This window comes from Mycobacterium sp. IDUB_28, from assembly GCF_055419285.1.
In genome coordinates this window covers 167,767-185,526 of sequence record NZ_JBVAXK010000008.1, presented here as the reverse complement: position 1 = coordinate 185,526, position 17,760 = coordinate 167,767, and the positions used below count along the sequence as shown (strand labels likewise).

Below are 17,760 nucleotides of genomic sequence, written 5' to 3'. Positions count from 1 at the left end.
CGTGAGCCGGTTCGCGCTGCTGGCCACGTTCGTGGCGGGCAGGTCCGTCGACATTGCGGAGGCACCGGCCGGCACCGGACCCCACACCGACGGGCGGGTGGTGTTCGTGTCGCCCGGACACCCCGCTGCCGAACAACGGCGCGAAATGCTGTTGCAGAGTGCGCTACTGGGCGCAGGGAGTCTGCACCCGCGGCTGGTGAAGGGTCTGCGCGCCCGGCCCTCGACAGCACGCCGCTACCTGGCCCTGGAAGGCACCCGCGCACTCACCGAACTCGCGGACCGCGTTCCGCTGGCGGCCGAACTCTGCCGGGGCATCGACCCGCGCAGCACCGCAAGTGCCGATGAGTCGCTCGAAATAGCAAAGGGCCGTAGCAGAGTCACTGATCCGCCGTCGTGGTTCGGCGTCATCAAACCCGCGCGGTTACTCAGCGCGTCCCCCCGAACCGGTGGGCGGGCCACCGACATCCAACTGCAGCTGGCCGCCGAAGTCGACGAGTCCCCGGCGACCGACGATGACCAGGACGACGGGCCGCACCGCGAAAGCAAGATCCTCAAACTGTTCGACAATCCCCTCGTTGCGTCGCGGACGGTCTCGGACTACCTGCGCAAGCTGCTTGGCTCCTCGCGCGGCGGAGACGACGCCGACGCCGGTGCTGAAATGCAGGTCCGCGCGATCCGGCGGGCAGCGGTCGGAGCGGATGCCCGGCCGCTGCCCACCCGCATCCAGTTCACCGACGACGGCAATCCCGGCGCTGCGGTGGGCGTCGGCGGGGCGCTGCACCCGGAGTGGGATGTCCACCGCAAGCGCTACCGGCCGCAGTGGTGCCGGGTCATCGACTTCCCGCTGAGCGCCACGGGCGGGAACACCGTCGAAGCCGGCATCACCCGCGACGAGGTGTTGCGCCGACGGTTGGCTCGGGTCGGCCTCGGGCCCAGGGTATTTCGCGGTCGCCCCGACGGGGACGAGGTGGATATCGAGGCGCTCATCGACCTTTTCGTCGATCTGCGGTCCGGTCACTCACCACCGGAAAACGTGTACTGCGAGCGCCGCAAGCTGGCGCGCAACCTGGGCGTGCTCATCCTGGTCGACGCGTCCGGGTCGGGCACCGACACCGATCCGCAGGGGCTGGCCGTCCACGACCATCAGCGTCGGGCGGCCGCCACCTTGGCGGTCACTCTCGAAGAACTCGGCGACCGCGTCGCGGTCTACGGCTTCCGCTCGCAAGGCCGGCACTCCGTGCACCTGCCGATGATCAAAGGGTTCGGGCAGCGTTTCGGCGCCATCGGCAAGGCCCGCCTGGACCAACTGCGACCCCAGGGTTACACCCGGCTCGGGGCGGGGATCCGCGGCGCGGGCGAAATCCTCAAAGCCCAGGCCGGCACACCGAACAAATTGCTGCTGGTGTTGTCCGACGGCTATCCCTACGACCACGGCTACGAGGGCCGCTACGCCGAAGCCGACGCCGATAAAGCGCTCGAGGAACTCCGCGCCGACGGCGTTGCCTGCCTTTGCCTTTCGATCGGTTCGGGCGCCGCGACCATCGAGCTCGAACGTGTCTTCGGCTCCGCGGGCTTCGCCGGAGCGCCGACGCTGGCCGATCTGAGCGGCCGGATGGACGAACTGTTCCTGACTTCCCTGCGCGAACTGGCCGCGCCCAACCCCACTGCGAGGACACGACATTGAAGGTGCTGTTGACAGGGGCGATGGGCAACATCGGCTTCTGCACATTGCAGGTACTGCTCGACGAGGGTCACGACGTCGTCGCCTTCGACATCGACTCCCGCCGCGCCCGCAAGCTCGCAGCCGGTTTCACCGGACAAGCACGTTTCGTCTGGGGAGACATCACCGACGCGACGTCGCTCGACAGTGCGTTGCAGGGGGTGGATGCGGTGATCCACCTGGCGGCCATCCTTCCCCCGTACTCGGAACGCAACCCCGAACTCGCGCGCAGAGTCAACCTCGACGCCACCCGCACCCTGATCGACCGAATGACCGCCTCCCCCACTGCCAAACGGCTCGTCTTCGCCTCCTCCACCGGCATTTTCGGCGACATCCAGGATCGCGAACCACCGCTGCGGGTGGACACACCGGTCGCTCCGACCGACGAGTACGGACGCCATAAGGTGGCCTGCGAGACGGCGATCCGGGAGTCGGACCTGCAGTGGAGCATCCTGCGGCTTGCCGCGGTGACGCCGATCCACCTGCAGGCGCAGGACCCCAGCATCATGTTCGAGTTCAGCCCCGCCGCGCGGTTCGAATTTCTCCATCCCGCCGACGCCGGAATGGCATTCGCCCGCGCCGTCGCCGACGAAAGGACAGTCGGCAAGACTCTTTACATCGCCGGAGGTGCGACCTGCCGGATGACTTACTACGAGTTCACCAACACACTGATGAACGCGATCGGCATCGGGCCGCTGCCGCGCGACGCGTTCGTGCAACGCAGACCTGCTCGTTTCTTCGGCGATTGGGTGGACACCGAGGAGAGTCAACGGTTGCTGCAGTACCAGACACGAGGTCTCGATGACCAAATACGAGACATGAGAAAGGATTTCGGGCTGCTGGTGCCCGTACTGCGACTGGTGCGCCCGCTCGCGACGTGGTTCATCGCCCGTCGATCGGCCTACCTGTCAGCGAATCGGCGGCGGGCCGGCGCGGCCGTCATTCCCTGAGTCCTGCGATGAATCGCTGCACACTGCGGGTCAGCGAATGCGGGACGTGGTCGGGATCCATCAGATCGTTCTCCGCCAACGGGCTCGCTTCATCGGACACCGTCTGTTCGGTGAAGGGGCGCAACGTCTTGTCCTGCCCACGTAATTCTTCGACCGCTTTGAGTAGGGACTGCGACCCGGTGAGCGCGTCCTCGAACTCCGCGACGGACACGCCCAGGTGTTCGGCCACCAAATCGTTGCGCACAGCGGTGATCTGGTCGCGGAGGTGGTCGTGGTCCGGATTGTCGGCATCGGCTTCGATGGCCAGATCGCTTTCGCTGTCGAACCCCATCGACCGGTTGTTCAGATTCGACGAACCGATGCGCAGTAACCGGTCGTCGACCACCATGACCTTCGAGTGCACATAGATGGGCGCGCCGCCGTCGGTCACCGGCCAGTACACCCCCAGGCGGCCGTGTTCGTCGGCGGCCCACAACGATTGGATGAGGCGGTGCCGCGCACCGTCCATGGTGCCGCGCTCGAGAGCATTGTTGCCCCGCCGCGGCAGCACGATCACGATCTCCGGACCTTCTTCTTCTTTCAGCCGGTCGGCCAGAGCATCGACCAGCCGCCGCGCCGCCAGGTACTGGTTCTCCAGGTAGATGGTGTGCCGCGCTGCCGCAATAGCTTCGAGATTGAGCGCTTCAGCTTCCCGAACCTCGTCGCGCCGCTCCAATTCCGGCAAGGTGCGCACGATTCCGACGTCGACATTGCGCAGGGTCAGCTCCAGCTTGCTCGGCCAGCCGGTGTGTTTGGCCTCAATCGGCCGCAACGATTGATTGGTGGCGGTCTCCCACCGTTCGCGGGCCAGCTGCGCCAGGGCGCGCGCGGCGGCGCCGTCTACGGCGGCGGCAACTTCGTGCCGCGCGCCGTAACTACGCCCCACGGACCGCCGGCTACGGCTGTTGTGCCGATGCGCACGGGTGTCCCAGCGGTTGATGGTCAGATCGATGCCACCGCAGAACGCCACCACGTCGTCGACGACAACGATCTTCTGGTGGTGCACCGAGCCGGCCGGGTGGGCCCCGTCGACCGCGAAGTTCAATCGCTTACTGCTGATGCGATTCAGCAGCGACGTCGGGGTCACCCCGTACCACATGCCGTCAAAGGCCGGAAGCAACCGCAGATTGGACCGCAGCAGATACACCTCGAGCTCCGGCCGCTTCCACAGCAACCAGTACATGAACGCGCCCAGCTGGTTGGGTCCCGGCAAGGTTTTCGCGCCACGTTCGAACGTCATCCTCGCGTCCAGATCCCAGGCGATCACCATGATGCGGTGCCGGGCGCGCAACATCGCCGCCTTGACATGCTGGAAGTAGTCCGCGGCGTCGACGATGCAGGCAAACTGATCGGCGCGCTCCACCTGCCAGCACGTCTGGCCGGGCACCAGCAGTCGATCGTCGGGCACTGCACAATTCCTCAACGCAATTGACGGGTCAGCGGCATAACGCAGTATCCAGCATATTCAGCGACCAGGCCGGGAGTCGCCGGGCGGGGCAACGAATACATTGAGGACCATGAACGCGGAAGACCCCGTCAATCGCCGTCGGCTGCTGCTGCTCGCCGGCAGCGCCGGATTGGCAGCGACCGTGGGCGGTTGTTCGACCACGACCTCCGCGAGCCCCACCCCCAGCGAGCCCAGTCCCGCCGCACCCGCCGCCACGGCGCCGGTGACAGCAGCGCCGGCCGCACCCGCCCCGAAGGCCACCGCGGCGTTGTTGCTGTGCCGAGACGCCTGGGGCGCGCGGCCCGCGCGACCGGGTGGGCGCGCGCACACGCCGAACCGGCTGACCCTGCACCACGCGGCGGTAGCGCTGGGTGACAACAGCCACGCGCCGGGCCGTTTCCGCCAGGACCAGCGGTATCACCAGGACAGCCTGGGCTGGATCGACATCGCCTACCACCTCGGGATCGACGGCAAGGGCAACATCTACGAACTGCGCAACCCCGGCATCGTCGGTGACACCGCAACGGATTACGACACCACCGGACATTTCCTGATCATCTGCGAAGGCGACTTCGACCACGAGCCAGTGCCCGAGGCCCAATTGCACGGCACCGCACTTGCCTTCGCGTGGGCTGCCCAGCGATACGGCATCGCGACCACCACGCTGGCCGGACACCGCGACTTCGCTCAAACCTCCTGTCCCGGCGCGAATCTGTACGCCCATGTCTCCTCGGGTGACCTCAGACGCCGCATCGATTTCCTCTTGGGTACCGGCGGTGTCGACCTGCAGCCCTTCTGCGGGGCTGATGCGATCGCGAAGGTTGCTGCCATCGAGGCGGGCAACTGACCTGTCTCGAATTCGACGCGTAGCCTCATGCTGATATCGGGCGAAAGGTCGCAATGACAGCCAACACTCCGGGCAGAGTCGCCGGCAAGGTCGCGTTCATCACCGGCGCCGCGCGCGGCCAGGGCCGCGAACACGCGATCCGGCTGGCCGAGGAGGGCGCCGACATCATCGCGGTCGATGCCTGCGCGGACATCGACGGCGTCGCCTATCCCGGTGCGACCGACGCCGACCTTGCCGAGACCGCCGACCTGGTGCAGAAGTCGGGTCGGCGCATCGTCACTGCCAAGGCCGACGTGCGGGACCTGGACGGCCTTCGCGCCGCGCTCGAGCAGGGCGTGGCCACCTTGGGCGCGCTCGACATCGTGGTGGCGAACGCCGGTATCAGCGGCTCCCCGGCACCCGCCGCGCTGATCGAGCCCTCCGCATGGCAGACGATGATGGACATCAACCTGACCGGGGTGTGGCACACCGTCAAAGTGGCGCTGCCGCACATGACCAACGGTGGCGGTTCCATCATCCTGGTCAGTTCGATGCTGGGCATTCGCGGCGGCGGCTACATGGCCCACTACGCCTCGGCCAAGCACGCCGTAGTCGGTTTGATGAACTCGCTGGCCAATGAGCTTGCCCCGCAATGGATTCGAGTCAACTCAATTCATCCCGGGAACATCTTGACCCCGATGCTCGACAACGAGCAGTTCTGCCGGACGCTGCGTCCGGATCTGCCCGCCCCGACCGTGCACGATGCCGGCGAGGTCATCGGCCAGTTTCACCTGTTGCCCAAGCCACTGATCGAGGCACGCGCGGTCAGCAACGCGGTGCTGTTCCTGGCTTCCGACGAGGCGCAATACATCACCGGCGCAGCACTGCCTGTCGACGCCGGCGCGGTCGCGAAATTCTGACGGCTGACCCAGAGAGGAGCCGGGGGTGACCCAACCGCGACCGCTCTCCATCCCAGCCCTCCTCGCGCACAGTGTCGGGTTGTTCGGTCAGCAGACCTATGTGGTCACCCCGACCGAGCGGATCACCTATCGGGACGCCGAACAGCGCTCGGCGCGCATCGCAAAGCGACTGCTCGCCGCCGGTGTCGGGAAGGGCAGTCGGGTGGGCCTGTTCTTCCCCAACGGCGTGCAGTGGATTCTCTGGTGGCTGGCGGTGTCACGGATCGGCGCTCTGGCCGTACCGCTGAGCACCATGTATACGCCTGCAGAACTTGCAAAGGTGCTGCGGCTGGCCGACATTGGGCTGTTGGTCGCGCCCGGCACGGTGATCAAGACGAACGTCGCCGAGTTGTTCGAAGCGACTCTGCCGCAGCTAGCCGATCAGCGAGCCGACCGGCTGGCGCTGCCTGCCGTGCCCTATCTGCGGCGCATTGTGCTCACCGAGGAGACGGACCGCGCCTGGGCGACGTCCTGGGACGGGGATTGCGACGTCCCTGACGAACTGCTGGCCGCGGCGGAACGCGAAGTGACCGCTGCGGATCTGGCGATCATGGTGCACACGTCGGGATCCACCGCAGATCCCAAAGGCGTGCTGCACACCCACGGCACGGTGGTGCGGCAGACCTCGACATGGCCGAGTGCCATTCAGGCACTCACCGGGCCGGCATCGCCGCCGAAGATCCTGTGCGCCATGCCGTTCTTCTGGATCGGTGGCCTGCTCGCCGCGACCGGGGCACTGCACGAACCCGTCACGCTGCTGGTGCTGCCGCGCCTCGATGCCGGCACGGCACTGGATCTGATCGAACGGGAACGTGCCACCGGCATCGTCGGGTGGCCTGCCTTCACCCAACGCGTGCGCGAACATCCGACCTTCGCGACACGCGACCTGAGCAGCGCGCCGATGCTGCGGAACGGGCCGTTGGATCTGGCGATGATCAATGTGCCCGACGGATTCCCGGTGCACCGCACCATGTCCGAGACCGCGGGCGGCTTCGCCTTCACCGATATGACCATCGTCGACGAGCAGGGGGCGCCCGTTCCGGTCGGGACCACCGGCGAGCTCCTCGTCCGTGGTATCGGGGTGATGGCCGGTTACAACAAGAGGGAGCGGTGGGAGACGTTCGACGCGGACGGTTGGTATCACACCGGAGACCGCGTCTATCGCCGGGACAACGACCCGCGCCTGTTCTACGTCGGCCGGACCAGCGATCTCATCAAGACAGCGGGTGCCAACGTCTCCCCGCTCGAGGTAGAAGCCGTCATCGAGGAATTCGACGATGTCGCGCAGTGCATTGTCGTCGGCATCGACGATCCCGAGCGAGGTGAGGCGGTATGCGCAGTGATCGTTGCGGCGCGGGAGCCGATCGACGTGTCATCGGTGGCGGCTCGGGCACGCGATCAGTTGTCCGGCTATAAAGTCCCGACCCGCTGGGCGATTGCGAGAAGTGACGACATCCCCACGCTGCCCAGCGGCAAGCTCAACCGGAAAGCCTTGCGCACCATGCTGATCACCGGAGCGCTGGACTGTCGCCCCATTTCGACCGAGAGCCGCTGAGGTGTTCGACGCCGTCGACCACGTGATCGTCGCCGTGCGCGATCTGGACGCCGCCGCACAACGGTACGCCGCACTGTTCTCCCGCAACCCGTCGTGGCGCGGCGATCACCCGGGCTGGGGCACGGCCAATGTCCTGTTCCGCCTCGACAACATCTACCTGGAGTTGATCACTCCGGTTGGCGACGGCCCGCTCGGACACACGGTGGAGGCGCACTTGGCGCAACGCGGTGACGGACCGATCGGGCTGGCGTTCGCCACCTCCGACATCGACACCGCGCACGCGCAACTCGCCACGAACGGCCTTGCGCCGTACCCGGTTTCATTCGGCGTGGGTCGCGACACCGACAGCGGGTCGGTCCGGCGCTGGCGTAGCGCACTGCTGCCCGAAGCACGTACCCGCGGCGTGCTGGTGATCGCGATCGAGCACGAGTCGCCCGACCTGCTGCCCGAAGCGTCACCGATCGGCCCGCAGGATGCGATCGTCACCGGAATCGATCATGCGGTGGTACAGACCTGCGACGCGGACGCCGCGATCGCGCTCTACCGCGACGGTCTCGGCCTGCGGCTCGCGCTGGACCGCAGCTTTCCCGACTGGGGCATGCGACTGGTGTTCCTCCGTGTCGGCGGGGTCACCGTCGAGATCGCACAACCGCTGCGTGACGTGCGGCCGGCCGCCCGCACCGATCAGGTCTGGGGGTTGTCCTGGCGCGTCCAGAATGCCGATGCCGCCCGTGCGCGGCTCGCGGCGGTCGGGCTGGACGTGTCCGAGGTCCGGCCCGGACGCAAGCCCGGCACCCGCGTGATCAGCGTCAAAGACGGCACCTGCGGGGTGCCGACGCTGTTGATCGAGCCTGCTTGAATTAACGCGATCGCGGTTGTTGACTCGTCTTCGTGGTTTGTGATGCCGACGCGCACGACGGCGATTTCCATCCGCCCAGCGCCGAGCCGGACTGGGCCGAGAGCAGTTGCTTCACCGTGTCGGTGCCCGAACGTGACATCAACGGATTCGTCTACTTCTTCCACGACGTGCGCTGCGGCAGCTCGGGGGGTGGCCCGGCGCTGTGGGACCCGACCGGCGAGCTACCGCACGACTGCCTCTTCTATGACTGGCGATGGCGTCAACCACCAACCGGGTCAATCGATTTCGAGGATTTCACGCTGCCGAACAGCCTGCGTCACCAGGCCGTCGAACGCAGTCGGCGGTATCGGCTCGAATACGGGCTGCTCGGCCTCGAATTCGAGCTGGAGTGGACGGCGCTGATGCCGCCGCACCCACTCGGGCCGGTCGATGACACGGCCGGTCATTTCGACCATCCCGGTCGGATGACCGGCACGCTGACGCTGGACGGCGAACACTTCGACATCGACTGCTACTCGATACGCGACCGGACCTGGGGCCCGCACCGGTCCGGCGCGGCCCGGTCAGGCGACTACCTGTGGGCGGTCGCCTCGCCCGAGGATCACTGGCACGCGCTGACGATGGCCAGCCGCAAACCGGGTGTCGATAAGGTCGTCGGCGGATACCTGGTCGCCGACGGCCGCCCGGGTGAACTTGTGCAGGGCGAGCGACGCGTCGCCGCGCGGCGCGACGGCGCGCCAGCCCACGTGGTCGTGGAGGCGGTCGACGAGCACGGCCGAACACTGCACGCCGAGGGTCAGGTGCGGACGGCCCTGCGGTGGCTCGGCTGGCCGGGCCGATTGACCTATTGGACACTCACCGATTGGCGCTGGAACGGCATGCGGGGCTGGGGCGAGAACCAGGAGTTCCACGCCCGGGAGCAGGTGCGCCGCGCCGCGGTCGACGGGCGGCCCGGCGCCTAGACGACCCCCTACTCGACTGCGGTGGCCCGACAACCCGGTGACCGGGGCTTCACTTGTCGTCGTCCTCGCGCGCGGCCTCAGCCTTGGAACGGCCTTCACCGGCGGCCTGCCGATGTTCGCTGGCGGCGTCGCCGTGCAGGTCTCCCGAGCTGTTGGGCCGGGCCCGGTCTGCCCAGTCGTGGCCTTCGGCGATCTGCTCGTTGAGCTGGGCGGCGCGGTCGCCGGCATCTGCGCGGTCGCGCGCTGAATTTCGCATTCTGATCGCATAGCCGGGCTCGGTCGCCTGAAACCCGCCGCTGACACTATTCGTAGTGATCTTGATCTACCGTCGCCCGGGCCGCGATCCGTCACACCAGGCGTTGATGCGCGTTTAGTCTGGTCAAGGACACCACACCCGCCCGTCAGTAGGACCGCCCGATGCGCATCGACGACCAGCCCGACACCACGCTGGAGGACCTCAGGGGGGATCTGGCGCAGCGGCATCGGTGGACCCCGTCCGCCGGAAGTTCGGTCGACAACGCGATCGTCGAAGCCGACCTGGCCGCGCTGGCGCGGGACGGCTACGTCGTCTGGGAGAACCTGCTCAGCGCCGAGCAGTGCCGGCACATTCGTGAGGTGGTGCAGCCCTGGCTGGGACACACCGGACGCAATTCCTTCGAGGGGCGCCGCACGCAACGCATCTACAGCGTGCTGAGCAGGACCCGCGCCTGCGATCAGGTTGCCGACCATCCGCGGGTGCTGGCGGTCCTCGACCGTCTGCTAATGCCTAACTACCTGCTTTCGGCGTTGCAGGCCATCAACATCCAGCCTGGTGAGACCGCCCAGTTGGCCCACCATGACGACGGGTTCTACCCCATTCCACGACCGCGGGAACCGTTGGCCGCGGCGACCATCTGGGCCGTCGACGACTTCACCGCCGACAACGGCGCCACCGTCGTCTACCCCGGTAGTCACCGCTGGGGCAAACGCCGGCCGGGCCCGGACGACCCGGCGTTACCGGTCGTCATGCCCGCCGGCTCGTGCGTGTTCTTCGTCGGCACCCTGTGGCACGGCGGCGGCGCGAACACGACGACCAGCGAGCGGCTGGCCATCACCGCCCAGTATTGCGAGCCGTGGCTGCGACCCATGGAGGCCTACACCTTGTCGATATCCCGCGACATCGCTCGACAGGTTTCCGACGACATCCGCCGCATGCTCGGCTACAGCATCCACCCGCCGTTCGTCGGCGCGGTCGACGGCCTGCATCCGCTACGACTGCTGGACACCGAGCGACCTGACCATGGGACACCCGCCGGTTTGTAGGCTGTCGGGCATGCCGCTCAATCACGGCGACGTCTTCGCCGGCTACGTGATCCAGCGGCTGCTGGGCTCTGGCGGCATGGGCGAGGTCTACCTTGCCCAGCATCCTCGCCTGCCACGCCAAGACGCGCTGAAGGTCCTGTCCATGCCTGCGACGGCCGACGTCGAGTTCCGCGCGAGGTTCATTCGCGAAGCCGAGTTGGCCGCCACCCTGTGGCACCAGCACATCGTCAGCGTCCTCGATCGCGGTGAGTACGACGGTCGGCTCTGGATCTCGATGGAATACGTGGACGGCACCGACGCGGGGCGGTTGGTCCGGGAACGCTTCCCCGACGGCATGCCCGAACGAGACGTGGCCGACATCGTCGCAGCGGTGGCCGATGCGCTGGACTTCGGTCACGACCGTCGGCTGCTGCACCGCGACGTCAAGCCGGAGAACATCCTGGTGACCGACGGCCTGCGCCGTCGGGTACTGCTCACCGACTTCGGCATCGCCCGCAGAATCGACGACGTCAGCAACCTCACCGACGCGAACGTCACCATGGGGACCATCAGTTACGTGGCACCCGAGCAACTCCTGGGCAAGCCACTTGACGGCCGAGTCGATCAGTACGCGCTCGCCGCCACCACGTTTCACTTGCTGACCGGCGCGCCGCCCTTCGTCGACTCCAATCGCGCCGTGGTGATCAGCCACCATCTGAGCACGCCGCCGCCCCTGATCTCGCAGCGCCGGCCCGACCTCGCGCATCTCGATGCCGTGCTGACCCGGGCGCTGGCCAAAGAGCCCGGTGAGCGGTACCCGAACTGTGCCGAGTTCGCCCGCGCGCTGGCCCAACTGGGTCCCAGCCGCGGTGCCGCGCCTCCGGCGCCGCCGCCGGCTCCGAGCGAGGCCGGACGCCCGTCCACCCAACGTCTCGAGCGTGTCACTCTGCACGGAACGGCCCGCCAGGTGCAGCAGACCCCGGTCGGCGCCCACGACCAGGTCGGGATCCTGACCTTCCAACTGCTCACCACCGAGCCGCCCGGCAACCACCAGGGTCCCGTTCCGGTCGAGATACAGACCGATCTGGTAGCCGGTCAACTCATGGACGGCAACGCCGTGGAGGTCAGCGGCGCCTGGGACGGCGAGACTCTGGACGCCGATAAGGTCGTCAATCTCTCCACCGGTGTGGGCACCAAGCGGAACGCGCCCGCGGCCCGCGCCACATCGTCCGGCGGCAAGACGCGCAAAAGCGCGATGGTCTGGACCATCGCCGTCGCGGCCGTCGTTGGCGTCATCGCCTTGACCGCCGCTGCGGTGCTGTACTTCACCCAGGGCACCTCGACTCGACCGGGACCGATCGTCAAACCGGTGAGCGCCACCGTGTTCTCCCCCTACGGCGCCCCGGACAATCCGCAGGATGCCGGGTTGGCGATCGACGGCAACCCGGACACTGGCTGGTCCACGGTCACCTATCGGGACGCTGTCCCTTTCCCGAAGTTCCTCAAGGGGATGGGTTTGTTACTGCATCTGGCTGAGCCGACCACACTCAGCGCTGTGTCGCTGGACGTGCCCAGTACCGGCACCCAGATTCAGATCCGCTCGTCGCCCACCGACAAGCCGGCCAAACTCGAAGACACCGTCGAGCTGTCCCCGACGACGTCGTTACAGCCGGGGCGTAACCGCATCGCGGTGACCAAACAGACCAAGACCTCCAACGTGTTGGTGTGGATCTCCACGCTGGGCACCACCAACGGCGAGAGCCGGACACAACTGTCCGACATCACACTGCAGGCAGCCGGCTAGGGTCGGCCTACCTCACTTCGGTGTCGCGTTGCGTCCTGCTCGACCCGGCGGACTAGCCTGGCGCCGGTCGGCAGGTAACGCCATTCTCACGGCACCGCGGGTCGCAGGCCGGCGGCGGGTATTGCTGGCTGAGGGAAAGTGGTAATGTCATTACCGTAGCTCGGCACCACCAGCCGATACCGGTTGATGCACAAGACTTCCAGGAGACGACATGCCGTCACGCGATCTTTCCTACCCGGTGTTCGACGCGGACAACCACTTCTACGAACCCAAAGAAGCGCTGACCCAGTTCCTGCCGGATCATCGCAAAGGCGTGATCGACTACATCGATGTGCGCGGCCGCACCAAGATCATGGTGCGCAACGTGGTCAGCGATTACATCCCCAACCCGACGTTCGAGATCGTTGCCCGGCCGGGTGCCCAGGAGGAGTATTTCCGGCACGGCAGCGGCGGCAAGAGCTTCCGCGAGGTCATGGGCAAGCCGATGAAGGCCATCCCGGCCTTCCGCAATCCCGCGGCGCGCCTCGAGGTCCTCGACGGCCTCGGCCTGGACTACACCCTGATGTTCCCGACGCTGGCCTCCCTGGTCGAGGAACGCCTGAAGGACGACCCGGACCTGATCCTGGACATCATCCATGGACTCAACCAGTGGATGTATGAGACCTGGCAGTTCAACTACGAGGACCGTATCTTCTCCACGCCGGTCATCAACCTCGCCAATGTCGATCGCGCACTGGAGGAACTCGACTGGTGTCTGCAGCGGGGCGCCAAGACCGTGCTGGTCCGGCCCGCGCCGGTACCGGGATACCGCGGCACCCGCTCCCTCGGCCTGCCCGAGTTCGACCCGTTCTGGGATGCGTGCGTCAAAGCCGGGATCCCGGTGTCGATGCACGCCTCCGACAGCGGCTACGCCGAATACCTCAACGACTGGGAGCCCGGCGACGAGTACAAGCCGTTCAAGCCGACCGCGTTCCGGATGGTCGCGATGGGCAAGCGGCCCATCGAGGACACCATGGCCGCGCTGGTCTGCCACGGCGCGCTGACCCGCAATCCCGACCTTCGCGTGCTGTCGGTGGAGAACGGCGGGTCGTGGGTGCCCTACCTGTTCTACCAATTCAAGAACGTCTATTCGAAGATGCCGCAGGAGTTCCCTGAGGACCCGATCGAGGCGTTCAAGCGCTGCGTGTACGTCGCGCCGTTCTGGGAGGACAACTTCAAGCAGATGGCCGATCTGTGCGGCATCGATCGCGTCATCTTCGGCTCCGATTGGCCGCATCCGGAAGGCTTGTCCGACCCGATCAACCTCGTCGCCGACCTGGAAGAACAGGGGCTCGATGCTGAGGGTGTCCGAAAAGTTATGGGCGGCAACATGATCGACCTGTTCAAGGTGCCCAACGAGATCGTCCACCGCCCGGATGTGCCAGCACTCGTGCTGACCTGACCGAGCCGGTCCGATGCGGCGGGGTGCGCTGCTGGCCCAGGTGGTCGCGGCCGTTGTGCTGCTGGTGCAGTGCGCCCCTGCCGCGCCCCCGCCGTCGCCCACCGCGACACCGTCCTCGTCGGTGGCGGCTGCGCCGGCTTCGACCAGCTCACCGCCGACACCGCCCGCCCCGACCGCGCAGCCGGTGACCGCCGCGGAGCTGGGCAACACCTGGCAGCCGGGTTGTCCCGTCGGACCCGAGCAGCTGCGCCGGGTCGACATCGACTATGTCGGGTTCGACGGCCAGACCCACCGCGGCGTGCTCGTCGTGCACCAAGATCTGGTGCCGGATGTCATCGCGATCTTCGGGCGGCTGCAATTGCTGCGCTATCCGGTCGACAAGATGCAGACAGTGGACCACTACGCCGAGGCCGACGACGAATTGTCCATGGAGGACAACAACACGTCGGCGTTCAACTGCCGACGCATACCCGGCTCCGGTGAGTGGTCGCCGCACGCGTACGGCCGGGCGATCGACATCAATCCGCTGATCAACCCCTGCCTGTACGTCACCGGGTATTTCGAACCACGGAACGCCTCGGAATACCTCGACCGCAGCCGTACCGACCCTGGACTCATCCACGGGGGCGACCCCGCCGAGCAGGTCTTCACCGAACGCGGCTGGCAGTGGGGCGGCTACTGGCGCACCCCGGACTATCAGCACTTCGAGCGGATCTGAGCGTTACAGACCCAGTGCCCGGGCCGCTACCGTCCCCACCTCAGCGCGCAGATCCGACATGGGTGGACTGCCGCGGACATGGATCGAATTGGCCAGCAACACAACGTAACTGTTCGACACCGGGTCGATCCAGATGGATGTTCCGGTGAAGCCGGTGTGGCCGAAACTCCCGATGGGGAATACCATCCCGCGCGGCCCCGACAGCGGGGTGTCGATGTCCCAGCCGAAGCCGCGCAGGTTCTGGCCCGCGATCGCTGGATAGCGTGGAGCCAGCAGCGGATCCCGGGTGTTCGGTCGCTGTGCGATAGCTTCCCGGGTTGCGGCGTTGGCGGCGTCGAGTTGCCGCGCCGTATGTCCCGGCTGCTGCGGAGTCGTCATCAACTCCAAAGTGGTTTGGCTGAGCGGGAATTGGCTCGGGCGGCCAGCGAGGCGGTCCAAGAGAGCCTGGGCGAAGATGCCGACGTCGTGCGCCGTCGAGAACACGCCGGCATGCCCGGCCACTCCGCCCATCCGCCGCGACGTCGTGTCATGCACTGTGCCCCACAACAAATGATCGATGTCGGGATTCTTACCCGGATCACCTCTGCTCTCTTCGTCGCGCGCCGTCGGGGCGATGCGCGGCAAGAGATCGGTGCTCCAGGTCCCGGCAGCACAGCCGGCCGGCGCCCCACCCGGTGCCCAGCCGATGGCGGCACCTCTGATCACGTGTGGCCCACAGGCTTTGGCGACCGGCAGATACCGGGTGTCTGTCATACCGAGCGGCGCGAACACGTGCTCGGCGGCATAGACGTCTTCAGTTTCCCCGGTGACTTTCTCGATCAGCGCGCCGAGCAGGATGAAGTTGATATCGGAGTACCGGAAACCCTGCCCCGGTCCGGACTCCAGCGGCGTCGTCAGTGCGCGATGAATGCCTTCAGCTTTGTCGGTGCGTTCCAGTCCCCAAGGGTCCTTGAGTTCGACGTCGCCGGTCTCGCCCGAGGTGTGGGTGAGCAGCATGCGGACGGTGACTTGCGCCCGTCGCGGATCGTTGGTCGTGTTGAAGTCGGGCAGATACTGCTGCACGGGATCGTCGAACCGCACTTTGCCCTGCTCGTAGAGCTGCATGACGATGGTCGCCGTTGCCAGCGGCTTGGTCAGCGACGCCAGGTCAAAGATCGTGTCCTCGGTCATCGGTTCAGCGGGGGCGGGCAGTCCGTCCAGCCCGGGTTCGCTGGCCAGCTTGCGCGAGCCATACGCATGGCGGAAGGCGATGTCGCCGCCGTGACCGACGACGATGACCGCACCGGGCAGCTTTTCGGCCGCGATCGCATCGTTGATCAGTGTGGAAACCGGCGCGAACGCGGGCGGCGTGGGCGCCTCGGCGATCTTCGGAACCGTTGCGCGAGGCGAAGTTTGGGTGATGGTCGATGACGACGGTGGCGCGCTGGAACTGGACGTCGGTGCTGATTCACGATGCGAGCAGCCGACGAGGACGATCAGCGCCACCGCTGCGAGTGCCCCGGCTCTGCGCATCACGGCCGCCCGCTCAGCGCGGACCGCACGTGTCCCCGCGCGCGCTGCAACAGTCCGGCAGCGGCGACCGCGTCGACACCGGCGAGCAGCGCGACGATCGCGGTCTTGGCGTGACCGCCTGCGGCCGCGAGCGCGGCGGCGGCGGTCTGTTCGTCGACTCCGGCCGCATCCCGGACAATACGAACCGTGCGGCGCCGCAGCTTCGCGTTCGTGGCACGCACGTCGACCATCCTTGGGCCGTAGACCTTGCCGAGCGCGGTCATCACGCTCGTCGACAACGCGTTGAGCACCACCTTCTGCGAGGTACCGGCGGTCAACCGCGTGGATCCGGCCAGCACCTCAGGTCCGGTCAGCAACTCGATCATGAGGTCGGCAGCCGCTTCGCTGCCGCGGTTGTTGACGATGGCAACGGTCAGCGCACCCACCGCCCGCGCGTGTGCGAGCGCGCCGAGCACGTACGGGGTGCGACCGGACGCGGTAATCCCGACCAGCACGTCGGCCCCGGTCAGGTCGGCCAGATCCGCTGGGTCGAAGACATCTTCGGCGCCGTCGACCGCCTGGGTCAGCGCTGCCGGTCCGCCCGCGATGACACCGCGCACCAGGTCGGTGTTGAAGGTGGGTCCACATTCGGCCGCATCGAGCACACCGAGCCGACCCGGCGTACCGGCGCCGGCGTAGATCAACCGGCCGCCGCTCTCGAGTCGCGCCGCGATCGCCTCGGCCGCAGCGCTGATCTGCGGAAGTGCGTCCGCAATTGCCTGCTGCGCCTCGTGCTCGGCGGCGACGAGCAGCGCGACGACCTCGCTGACGGGCCGGGTATCAAGGTCGTGCGAGTCGGGCCGGACGCCTTCGGTGGCGAGCGTGTCGAGCTTGTTGGCGGCGACGGCGCTCGCCCGCAGCCGGATCACGTGCGGCTCGTGGATCGCGTTGAGTCGCAATGTCCCGTCGAGTGCGTCGCCGGCCGGCTGGACGAGATCGAGGTGCTTGGACAGCGCCGTCACACCGGCCAGTCCGCCGACCATCGCGACCGGGCCGGCGCCGACGGCCCGCGCCGCCGCGGCAAGGGCTGCGGCGGCCGCGTCGACTATCGCTGCTGCCACGGAATCCTGCTGCGCGGCAATAACATCGGGCGCAAACTCGGCCATCGCGGTAGCATCGTTGAGTTGCCCGGGCCAGGTGCGCGGGGGACCAAAGCGCTGGTGCGCAGCATCGAGCAAGGCGGTGGACGGACCGCGTCCGTCCAGACCTCGCAAGGCGGCACGCAACCCGGCGGCGCCGATCCACGCGCCACCGCCCTCGTCGCCCAGCCAAGGGCCCCAGCCGTCGGCGACCCGCAGTGCGCCGTCGGCGTCGATCGCGAGTGCAACGACGCCGGTGCCCGCGATCAGCACCACGCCAGGCTTGCCGTCCAGCGCGCCCGCGTGCGCGATCACGCTGTCGCTGGTCACCGTCACCCGCGCCGCGCCTATCGAAGTCAGCAGCACCGCAGCGAGTTGGCGGGCTTGGTCCGGTGCCGTCAGCGCCCCGGCAGCCCCGACGATCATGTCGTCGATGGGCTCGAACTGCCGCGCCACCGCCAGGATGGCCGCCTGCGCAGCCCGCACTCCCCCGGGCGACGCGAGGCCGGGCGCGCCCGGTCCCTGTGCTCTGCGGCCGGCTGCGGCGGCCCGACACGACGTTTTGCCGA

15 protein-coding genes and 1 pseudogene are annotated in these 17,760 nt (G+C 67.4%); 11 read left to right on the top strand and 5 right to left on the bottom strand.

The window, feature by feature from the left end; genetic code table 11:
* The first annotated feature begins 1 nt into the window (after window position 1).
* Together ACZYZ9_RS18265 and ACZYZ9_RS18260 are read left to right on the top strand one after the other, a co-directional pair.
* Window positions 2-1,684 (top strand): nitric oxide reductase activation protein NorD, encoded by a 1,683-nt coding sequence (locus ACZYZ9_RS18265; RefSeq protein ID WP_463827673.1) that lies wholly within the window; start codon window positions 2-4, stop codon window positions 1,682-1,684.
* A 2-nt stretch (window positions 1,685-1,686) separates the two neighbouring features.
* On the top strand, window positions 1,687-2,670 hold the full coding sequence (locus ACZYZ9_RS18260; protein ID WP_463827791.1) for an NAD-dependent epimerase/dehydratase family protein: 984 nt from the start codon (window positions 1,687-1,689) through the stop codon (window positions 2,668-2,670).
* On the opposite strand, the gene ACZYZ9_RS18255 is transcribed toward ACZYZ9_RS18260, so the two are convergent.
* Window positions 2,660-4,117 (bottom strand): phospholipase D-like domain-containing protein, encoded by a 1,458-nt coding sequence (locus tag ACZYZ9_RS18255; protein WP_463827672.1) that lies wholly within the window; start codon window positions 4,115-4,117, stop codon window positions 2,660-2,662. The two genes, ACZYZ9_RS18260 and ACZYZ9_RS18255, sit on opposite strands and share 11 nt — an antisense overlap.
* Before the next feature lie 109 nt (window positions 4,118-4,226).
* Between ACZYZ9_RS18255 and ACZYZ9_RS18250 the strand changes: the two genes are divergently transcribed.
* From ACZYZ9_RS18250 to ACZYZ9_RS18230, 5 genes are read left to right on the top strand one after another with little or no spacing between them, the layout of a single operon-like run.
* Window positions 4,227-5,003 (top strand): N-acetylmuramoyl-L-alanine amidase, encoded by a 777-nt coding sequence (locus tag ACZYZ9_RS18250; protein WP_463827671.1) that lies wholly within the window; start codon window positions 4,227-4,229, stop codon window positions 5,001-5,003.
* A gap of 53 nt (window positions 5,004-5,056) precedes the next feature.
* Complete coding sequence (locus ACZYZ9_RS18245; RefSeq protein ID WP_463827670.1) at window positions 5,057-5,902, top strand: mycofactocin-coupled SDR family oxidoreductase; 846 nt, start codon at window positions 5,057-5,059, stop codon at window positions 5,900-5,902.
* A gap of 25 nt (window positions 5,903-5,927) precedes the next feature.
* Window positions 5,928-7,496, top strand: a complete 1,569-nt coding sequence (locus tag ACZYZ9_RS18240) for a class I adenylate-forming enzyme family protein (protein ID WP_463827669.1) — start codon at window positions 5,928-5,930, stop codon at window positions 7,494-7,496.
* 1 nt (window position 7,497) lies between these two features.
* Entirely contained in the window at window positions 7,498-8,355 is an 858-nt protein-coding gene (locus tag ACZYZ9_RS18235; RefSeq protein WP_463827668.1) for a VOC family protein, read from the top strand.
* A gap of 32 nt (window positions 8,356-8,387) precedes the next feature.
* The gene (locus tag ACZYZ9_RS18230) at window positions 8,388-9,317 is read left to right on the top strand and encodes a DUF7065 domain-containing protein (RefSeq protein WP_463827667.1); all 930 of its coding nucleotides are present in this window, start codon (window positions 8,388-8,390) and stop codon (window positions 9,315-9,317) included.
* Window positions 9,318-9,366: 49 nt separating this feature from the next.
* Here the strand turns inward: ACZYZ9_RS18230 and ACZYZ9_RS18225 are convergent, their stop codons facing one another.
* Window positions 9,367-9,573 carry a hypothetical protein gene (locus ACZYZ9_RS18225; protein ID WP_463827666.1) on the bottom strand — a complete coding sequence of 69 codons (207 nt, stop codon included), beginning with the start codon at window positions 9,571-9,573 and terminating at the stop codon, window positions 9,367-9,369.
* Between the two features lie 161 nt (window positions 9,574-9,734).
* Here ACZYZ9_RS18225 and ACZYZ9_RS18220 point away from each other — a divergent pair, with 161 nt between their 5' ends.
* From ACZYZ9_RS18220 to ACZYZ9_RS18205, 4 genes are all read left to right on the top strand, one after another.
* Window positions 9,735-10,619 carry a phytanoyl-CoA dioxygenase family protein gene (locus ACZYZ9_RS18220; protein ID WP_463827665.1) on the top strand — a complete coding sequence of 295 codons (885 nt, stop codon included), beginning with the start codon at window positions 9,735-9,737 and terminating at the stop codon, window positions 10,617-10,619.
* A 10-nt stretch (window positions 10,620-10,629) separates the two neighbouring features.
* Entirely contained in the window at window positions 10,630-12,402 is a 1,773-nt protein-coding gene (locus tag ACZYZ9_RS18215; RefSeq protein ID WP_463827664.1) for a serine/threonine-protein kinase, read from the top strand.
* A 211-nt stretch (window positions 12,403-12,613) separates the two neighbouring features.
* Entirely contained in the window at window positions 12,614-13,843 is a 1,230-nt protein-coding gene (locus tag ACZYZ9_RS18210) for an amidohydrolase family protein (protein ID WP_463827663.1), read from the top strand.
* 13 nt (window positions 13,844-13,856) lie between these two features.
* Window positions 13,857-14,561, top strand: a complete 705-nt coding sequence (locus tag ACZYZ9_RS18205; protein WP_463827662.1) for a M15 family metallopeptidase — start codon at window positions 13,857-13,859, stop codon at window positions 14,559-14,561.
* A 3-nt stretch (window positions 14,562-14,564) separates the two neighbouring features.
* Here the strand turns inward: ACZYZ9_RS18205 and ACZYZ9_RS18200 are convergent, their stop codons facing one another.
* The 3 genes and pseudogenes from ACZYZ9_RS18200 to ACZYZ9_RS18190 form a co-directional block, all read right to left on the bottom strand.
* A complete protein-coding gene (locus tag ACZYZ9_RS18200; RefSeq protein WP_463827661.1) occupies window positions 14,565-16,073 on the bottom strand; it encodes a serine hydrolase domain-containing protein in 1,509 nt (502 codons plus the stop codon).
* Entirely contained in the window at window positions 16,073-16,978 is a 906-nt protein-coding gene (gene murQ, locus ACZYZ9_RS18195; protein ID WP_463827790.1) for an N-acetylmuramic acid 6-phosphate etherase, read from the bottom strand. The genes ACZYZ9_RS18200 and murQ overlap by 1 nt, the downstream gene beginning before the upstream one ends.
* A gap of 66 nt (window positions 16,979-17,044) precedes the next feature.
* A pseudogene (locus ACZYZ9_RS18190) lies at window positions 17,045-17,677 on the bottom strand (BadF/BadG/BcrA/BcrD ATPase family protein); the annotation flags it as partial.
* Window positions 17,678-17,760 lie beyond the last annotated feature (83 nt).